General features: G+C 61.3%; 1 protein-coding gene. It reads left to right on the top strand.

Annotated elements, in window-relative coordinates; genetic code table 11:
- On the top strand, nucleotides 1-8,640 hold an 8,640-nt coding region (locus FW764_RS27915), incomplete at both ends, for a DUF637 domain-containing protein (RefSeq protein ID WP_446436707.1).

The following is an 8,640-nucleotide window of genomic DNA, read 5'->3' as shown; positions in this document are numbered from 1 at the left end:
TTCGACAACCAGAACGGCAAGCTGATCAGCACCGCAGGCCTGCAGTTGCGCGGCGCCAATCTGGATAACCGTAACGGTCTGGTAGGCGCCACAAAAGCGCTGAAACTCGACGTGGGTTCGATCGACAACCGCGCCGGTGAGCTGACCGGCAACGCCGACGTCAGTGTTACCGGCCAGCAGTTGAACAACAGCGACAAAGGCGTGGTGTTTGCGCGCGGCGGCTTGAACCTGGCGGTGGACCAGGTCATCAACCGCGCCCTCGGTGAATTGAACGGCCGGCGCCTGAGCCTCACCGGCACCTCGCTGGACAACACGGGCGGCAAGCTGCTCAGCGAACAACCGTTGGTGCTGGAACTGGCCGGCGACCTGGACAACAGCCAAGGCGTGCTGAGCAGTGAAGACGCACTGAGCGTCAAGGCGCGAAGCCTGATTAACAACAAAGGCAGCCTTTCCAGTGCCCAAGGTTTGAGCGTCGCCGTGACCGGCAACCTGGATAACCAGGACGGCAAGTTGGTCACCGATGGTGGCCTCACGCTGCACAGCGCGAGTCTGGGCAACCAGCAAGGCATCATCAGCGGCAAGGGCCCGGTCGTCGTCAGCACGGGCGCGCTGAACAACCAAGGCGGGCACCTCAACAGCAGCGCCACCTTGGCGTTGACCACCGCGCAGTTGAATAACGGTGGCAGCATCGGCGGCGAGCAGGGCATGACGGCCAGCGTCACCGGGCTCGATCAACAAGGTGGCAAGCTGTTCAGCAACGCCGGTTTGAGTCTGGACCTGAACAACGGCGCGTTGAACAACACCGGGGGCTTGCTCAATGCCAAGGGCGCGTTGCTACTCAATAACCTCAACACCGTCACCAACCAGAACGGCGAAATCTCCAGTGGCCAGGCCTTCACCCTGGCTGCGCAAAGCCTGGATAACAGCAACGGCAAACTGCTGAGCAACCAAGGCCTGACCTTGCGCATCAACCAGGCGCTGACCAACCTCAAAGGCATGATCGGCGCTGCCAGCCTCGATGCCCGCACGGCGGCGTTGGACAACCGTGGTGGCCGCGTGAACAGCCGTGGCGACCTGCTATTGAGCAGCGACGGCCAGCTGAATAACCAAGATCAGGGCCTGATCAATAGCCTCGGCACCCTGAACCTCACGGCTGCCGGCCTGAACACCGGCAACGGTGGCGAAGTCTCGGCCAAAGGTGCGCTGGTCGTGGGCGTCAATGCCCTGGCAGCGGCGGGCGGCCGCATTGTCGGCGAGCAGGGCGTGACCCTCGACCTGAACAACAGCGACTTGGATAACCGCAACGGCCTGCTGCTTGCCAATGGCCCGCTGACCCTGAAAAACCTGCGTGACCTCAATAACCAGGGCGGTGAAATCTCCAGCCAGCAAGGCTTCTCCGTGACCGCGCGGAGCCTGGACAACACCGGCGGCAAGCTGATCAGCAGCCAGACCCTGAGCGTCAACGCGGGCACGCTGATGAACTCCGCGAAGGGCTTGCTGAGCGGCTGGCAAGGCCTGAGCGTCAGTGGCGGCAACCTCGACAACCGCGACCACGGCACGCTCTCCAGCCGCAGCGGCGCGATTGATGTGCGCCTGAGCGGCGCGCTGCAAAACAACACCGAAGGCGCGCTCGTCAGCCACGGGCGTTTGGACGTCAGCGCCGCCAGCCTGGATAACCGCGGCAGTGGCGTGCTCTCCAGCGGCACCGGGCAAGCGCTGGCAGTGACCGGCGCGTTGGTGAACGGCGACGGCGGCTTGATCGAAAGCGGCGCCGAACTGGATGTGCAAGCGGCCACCCTGGCCAACCAAGGCACCATCAACGTGCAGCAGGGGTTTTCCTTTACCGGCACCGACCTGAGCAACAACGGTGGCAGCCTGATCAGCAACGGCGGCATGACCCTCGACCTGCTCGGCAACCTCAACAACAGCGGCGGCAAACTGGCCAGCGTCGGGCCGTTGCTGCTCAAACGCGCCAACCAGGTCTACAACAACGCCGACGGCAAGATCATCAGCCAGAGCCTGTTGACCCTGCTCAGCGGTGGCTTGAATAACAGTGAGCGCGGCACCCTTGCCGGCAAAGAGCGGGTGGTCATCACCAGCAGTGGCGTCGTGCAAAACCAAACCGACGGCTTGATCTACAGCCAAGACGCCGACGTGCAACTGAACGCCGCAAGCCTGAACAACGCCAAGGGCAAGGTGCAGGGCCAGACCGGCCTGGGCTTGACCGTCAGCGGCGACGTCAATAATCAGGGTGGCAAACTGGTCAGCGCGCGGGGCCTGGACCTGCGCGCTAACCGCATCGACAACCAGAGCGGGCGCATCGCTGCGCAGACCGGCGATGCAGTGGTCAACGCCAATTATTTCGCCAACGCCAACGGCGGTTTGTACGCCAAGGGCTTGGTGCGCGTGGGCGCGCAAACCCTGGACAACAGCAGCGGCCAGATTGGCGCGGGCACGATCGACCTAGGGCTCAGCGGCGCGTTACGCAACCAGGCGGGGATTATCGAAAGCGACACCACGCTGAACCTGCTGGCCGGGGATGTCGATAACGTCGGCGGCCAACTGCGCGCCCTTGGCAGCAGCGGCAAAACCACCGTCCAGGTTGGCGGGCAGATCGACAACCGCAATGGCCGGCTGGAGACCTCCAACAGCGACTTCACGCTGACCGGCAGCCTGCAGAACCAAGGCGGCAGTGTGCTGCACGGCGGCACCGGGACCTTTGATATCGCCACCGCCAACCTTACCCGTGCGGGCGGCAATGTGGTGACGCGCGGCGGTTTGACCCTGACCGCAGACAACTGGACCAACAGCAGTGTGATCCAGGCCGGCCGTTTGACGGTGAACGTCAACACCCTGAACCAGACGGCGGGCGGGCAATTGCTGGCGTCGCAAAGCTTGGTCGGCAACGGCGGTAACTGGAACAACGACGGCTTGATTGCCAGCGACGGCAGCGTGGCCGTGCAATTGGCTGGCAGTTATGAAGGCAACGGGCGCATCAGCAGTGTCGGTACGCTGAACCTTAGCGCCGCGCAAATGACCCTCAAAGAGCCCGGCAGCCTGGCAGGCGGGGGCGCCAGCCACGTGAGCGTCGGCGGCCAGTTGAGCAACCGTGGGCGCCTGACCTCCGGCAGCGGCCTGCGTATCGACGCTGGCAGCGTGGTCAACACCGGCACGCTGGGGGCTGCGCAGAACCTTGACCTGACCGCCCAAAGCCTGCTCAACGACCACGTTGCGGGCAACATCAATGCGCGCGGCTTCGTGTTCAGTGGCCAGGACGCCACGTTCAACGTGGGCAGCCTGACCAACAATTATTCGGACATCTACAGCCTCGGCAACCTGACGATGGCCGGTGTTGCCAGTGGGACAGCGGCGCAGAGTATCCGCAACATTTCCGCCAGCATCGAAAGCATGGGCGACCTGAGGCTGTCGGCCAATGAGGTGGTCAATGAGCGCGAGAAATTCCAGCTCAACCAGCGGTTGACGTCGGTGGGCGTCAGCATTCGTTGCACGCAACATTGCAGCGGTGGCTGGAGCGACAGAAGGCCTGCGGTCACCCTGAGCCGCACGATCGAAAGTGTGGTGGAGGCCAACTCGCCGTCGGCCACCCTCAGCGCCGGGCGCAACCTGGTGATTGCCGGCCAGAACTTCACCAACCGTTACAGCGTAGTGTCGGCTGCCAATGACCTGTCGATTACCGGCGAGAACATCCAGAACCTGGCGGCTACCGGTGGTTCCGGCACTCAAAGCAAGGAATACGGCGGCGTTACTAAAATCGGCAAGGGCCAGTACAACCAGATGGTCGCGGCGGTGCAGGCCTACAACCGCGCGCACCCTCAAGGCTCGCCGGTGGATGAGGCGGCCTTTGCGGCGTTGATGACGAAGTTCAGCCCTTCGCTGTTTTCGGGGATCGATGCGCCCATACCGGTGGCGGGCGGCACGCAAGTGGTAGCCCCGGCGATTATCCAGGCCGGCGGTAACGCGCAACTCATCGCCAGTAAAACCATCAGCAACATCACCGTGCTCAAGACCGCGCTTGGGGTAGGCGGCCGCGCGCTGGATACCGGTGTGGGCGCGAACAAAACCAAGGTGGTGGTGCTCAATGCACAATTGCCGCCTGACCTCGCCCAACAGCAAGTCAACCCCTTGACCCTGCCGGGCTTCGGTTTGCCCAGCGGGCAGAACGGCTTGTTCCGCTTGAGTGGCCAAGGTGGCACCAGCGGGCAGGCTACTAGCAATCAGGGCGGCGCTCAGACGTGGACACTGGGCAGCGCCAGCATTGATCCGGCCACGCGTGATCAAGCGCGACCTGAGAACCAGGGCCGTACGATCCAGGTGGAAGGGGCTGCCCTTGTCACCGCCAGTACCCATCAAATCGCCCTGACCGCTCGCGAAGCCAGTGCCATTGATGCCGTCGCCAGCGCCATCAACCTTGACGCTGTCAGCAGCGCCGACGTGCAGACCTTGCAGCCTGGCCGCTCCAGCGGCGCAGACATCACCCACGTCGCGGGCATTGAGGTGCAGGGTGCCGGGCCTGCGGTCGGCGCAACGGACCTGTCAGGGCTGGCAGCAGCCGATCGCGACGCCCGGGCTGTGCGCACCGCGAACAATGAAGCGGGCGGCGTTCGCCCCGACCTGAGTGGGCAACCGACCCCGTTGACCAGTCAAACCTTCACCCGCGTCCAAGGCCTGCCCGACAGCCGCGCCGCCTCGCAGCCGCACAAGTACCTGATCGAGACCAACCCGGTACTCACCGACCTCAAGCAATTCATGAGCTCGGACTACCTGCTGCAAGGCCTGGGCTACAACCCCGACCAGAGCTGGAAACGCCTCGGCGATGGCCTCTACGAACAGCGCCTGGTGCAGCAGGCGGTACAAGCGCGCACCGGCCAACGCTTTATCGACGGCCAAAACACCGACGAGAAGCTGTTCAAGTACCTGATGGACAACGCCATCAGCAGCAAGCAGCAACTGAACCTGTCGATGGGCGTGAGCCTCACCTCGCAACAGGTTGCGGCCTTGACCCACGACATCGTGTGGCTGGAACAACACGAAGTGAACGGTGAAAAGGTCCTGGTGCCAGTGCTCTACCTGGCCCAGGCCAACAACCGCCTGGCGCCGAATGGTGCCTTGATCGCCGGTAACGACCTGAAGCTGATCGCCGGCGAAAACTTGGTCAACGCCGGTATCCTGCGCGCGAACAACAACCTGTCGGCCCAGGCGGGTAACGACCTGACCAACAGCGGGCTGATCGAAGCGGGCAACCGCCTGGACCTGCTGGCCGGTAACAATATCGTCAACAAAGCCGGCGGCATCATTGCCGGGCGCGATGTGACGATGACCGCGATTAATGGGGATGTGATCAACGAACGCAGCGTGAGCGGGTGGGACGACAGCGGGCGTGGGTATTCGCAGCATCGGGACTACGTTGACAGTGCGGCGAGGGTGGAGGCGGCGAATGACCTGGATATCAGCGCCGGCAAAGACGTTGCCAGCGTCGGCGGCGTTTTGCACAGCGGTCGTGACACGACAATCGTGGCGGGTCGCGATGCCAGCCTGGCCTCTGCCGAAGAGCGCAATGCGACCGACATGGGGCGCCGCCTGCAATCGAGCAATGCCACGCAACACGGTTCCAGCGTAGAGGCAGGTCGCGATATCAACGTCAAAGCTGGCCGAGACATCACGGCTATCGCCAGCCAGATCGATGCCAAGCGCGACATCAACATGAGCGCTGGCGGCGATATGTTCCTGGCCTCGGCTGCGGACGAGCAACACTCCTCCAGTAAAAGTAAAAAGGAAAAGCGTCAGGAAGATCATGTCAGCCAGGTGTCGACCACGCTGAGTGCCGGTGGGGACGTCTCACTCAGTGCAGGTAAGGACCTGGGCCTGATTGCCAGCCGTATCAGTGCAGGCGATGAAGCCTACCTGGTGGCGGGTGGCAACCTGGCGTTGCTGTCGGCCGAAGACAGTGATTATTCGCTGTATGACATGAAGAAGAAGGGCAGTTGGGGCAGTAAGAAAACCCAGCGGGATGAAGTGACCAAAGTCACCCACATCGGTAGCGAAATCAAAACCGGTGGTGACCTGACTATTCAAAGTCAGGGCGACCAGAAATACCAGGCTGCCAAGTTGGACAGTGGCAATGACCTGACCATCGCCAGCGGTGGTAGCGTGACCTTCGAGGGTGTCAAAGACCTCGATCAGGAAAGCCATGCCAAGAGCAAAAGCAGCCTTGCCTGGAACAGCATGAGTGGCAAAGGCAACACCGACGAGACCCTCAGGCAGACCCAAATGGTTGCCAAGGGTGAAATCGCGATCAAGGCCGTTGATGGTCTGCATATCGATGTCAAACAAGTCAACCAACAGACCGTCAGCCAGGCGATCGACGCGATGGTGAAGGCAGATCCACAGATGGCTTGGCTGAAGGACGCGGAGAAACGTGGAGATGTTGATTGGAAACTGATCAAGGAAACGCACGACTCGTATAAGTACAGCAACTCCAGCCTCGGACAAGGGGCGATGCTGGCGATCATTATTATTGTTACGGTATTGACGGCTGGGGCGGCCAGCGGTGCAGTAGGCACAGCGTTTGCGGGTGCAGGAACTGCGGGTTCTGGCACCGCTATGGCGGCGGCGGGTAGTTCGGCAATGGTCTCGGCAGGCACTGCTGTTGGGACTGCGGCGGCAGGCTGGGGCAACGCCATGGCCACTGCTGCGTTAACGTCACTTGCAAGCGGCAGTGCTGTCAGCTTTATCAATAATGGCGGCAACCTTGGCGCGACGCTTAAAGATGTGACTTCAAGCAACGCGCTGAAAGGCTATGCAACAAGCGCTCTTACAGCAGGTTTCACAACAGGTGTCATCGATCCCAACTTGGGCGGCACCACCAAGCCTTTCAATAACCTCACCAAAGGGTTCGATCTCAAAACTCTGGAAGGGATTGGCGGCTTTGCGGTTCACGCGGCGGCTCAAGGTGTGGCTGCTGGCACCATTCAGACGGTGGTGGGTGGCGGAAATCTGGGCAAGAACGTCACCGGCGGCCTGGTTTCACAGGCCGGCAATGTGGTGGCTGCGACGGCGTTCAACTACGTGGGCAGTTATGCCCAGGACCATTGGCAGGCCGCGAAGAACGCCGGTGATACCACCGGGATGGCGATGTGGGCGGAGGGTGGTTCAGCCCGAGTCACCATGCACGCCTTGTTTGGTGGTGCGGTGGCCAGTGCCACGGGTGGCGACTTCAAGACCGGGGCTATTGCTGCGGGCGCAAGCCAGGCAATGGCGCAGGTCCTGAACGATACGTTTGATAAGCAACCGGAGTTGAGACAGGCGTTCGCCCAAGTGGTCGGTTTGACTGCGGCGGGGCTAGCCGGCGGCGATGTCAACAAAGCGTCCTGGGTGTCGCAAATGGCGGATCAGTACAACCGCCAACTGCACCAGAAAGAAACGCTCGCACTGGAAGCTTTGCAGAAAGACGACCCGGCCAATGCTTATAAATTGAAGGCGGCGGCCTGTGCCTTGGTGCACTGCAGCGCTTCCGTTCCGACTGAAGATCCCAACTACAAGTACATCAGCGAACTTGAGTCGGACGGCGGCAACTTCAAGGATGCTCAGAAGCAGCTGTTGGCAACCGGAGCTTTTGATGAGTACGGCCGGTGGGATAAAGCCAACGACAAGCTGTTGAAGAATGACGAGGCACTTACCCGCTCGGGCAATGCGAGTCGAGCGGTGCTGGGGGCGATAGGGGCCGCTGCCGGGTTCGGCGGTGCAGCGTTGACGGCGCCTGCCTGCGTGACGGTGGTGGGGTGCGCGGCACCTGCATTGTCTGGCTTGGGCGGCGCGCTCTCCTTCCACGATGGTATGCAGGCGACGGGTGCTCTGCTAACGCCTTATCAATACACGCAGGGGAGCAAGGTACTTGCCTCGTTCAGTATGGATACCTACCCTGGCGATGTTAATCCCATGCGTGATTATGGGACTGCGGCGGCGCGGGCGGCGATAGAAATTGCGCTGTTCAAAGGTGCCGGAAAGTTGGCTGAAGGTAAATCTCTTCTGCTGACGGGGGAGAAGACGGGTTCAAAAGCTACTCCATCCGGTTTGGTTTCTGGGGAAACCAGAGTTGTAGGTACTGGTAAAACTGCGGCTAACGATGCGAGTTTCGATGGTTCAAAAGGACCAGGGCAGGTTATCCCTGATGCAATCAACCCACCCAAGTTCAGCCGGGTTGAAGACCTGTTTGGGCAGACATTTGAAAGTATCCCGCTGTCGCACCTTCCCAATTGGAAGACCGGTTCGCTTGTAAATGATGGGGTGTTAGGCGAGCAACTGGCCCTTCAAACCCTCAACGGAAAAACCGGCCTCAATTTCAAGCCATTGCAGAACGGTAGTAACCACGGCTGTGATGGCTGCGCGGTGGCGATCAATGGCGATACGATTACCGTGGTGGTGATGGATGCGAAGTCTTCGGTGAATGGCGTGAGTAAGGCCGGTACGCCGCATGGGGACCCGAGGACGCGGTTGGAGGGGTGGCTGGGTAATAGATCAATTGCCGACTCTGATCCTGCTTTACGCGATGCTTTGCAAGCGGCGTTGGATTCAGGAAAAGCCAAGGTTCAAGGTGTAACAGTCAAAGTCGGTGTTCCCGCT

It is taken from the genome of Pseudomonas sp. 1152_12 (genome assembly GCF_052850675.1).
The sequence above is the reverse complement of the archived record's forward strand: the minus strand, read 5'-3'. Positions and strand labels throughout refer to the sequence as shown.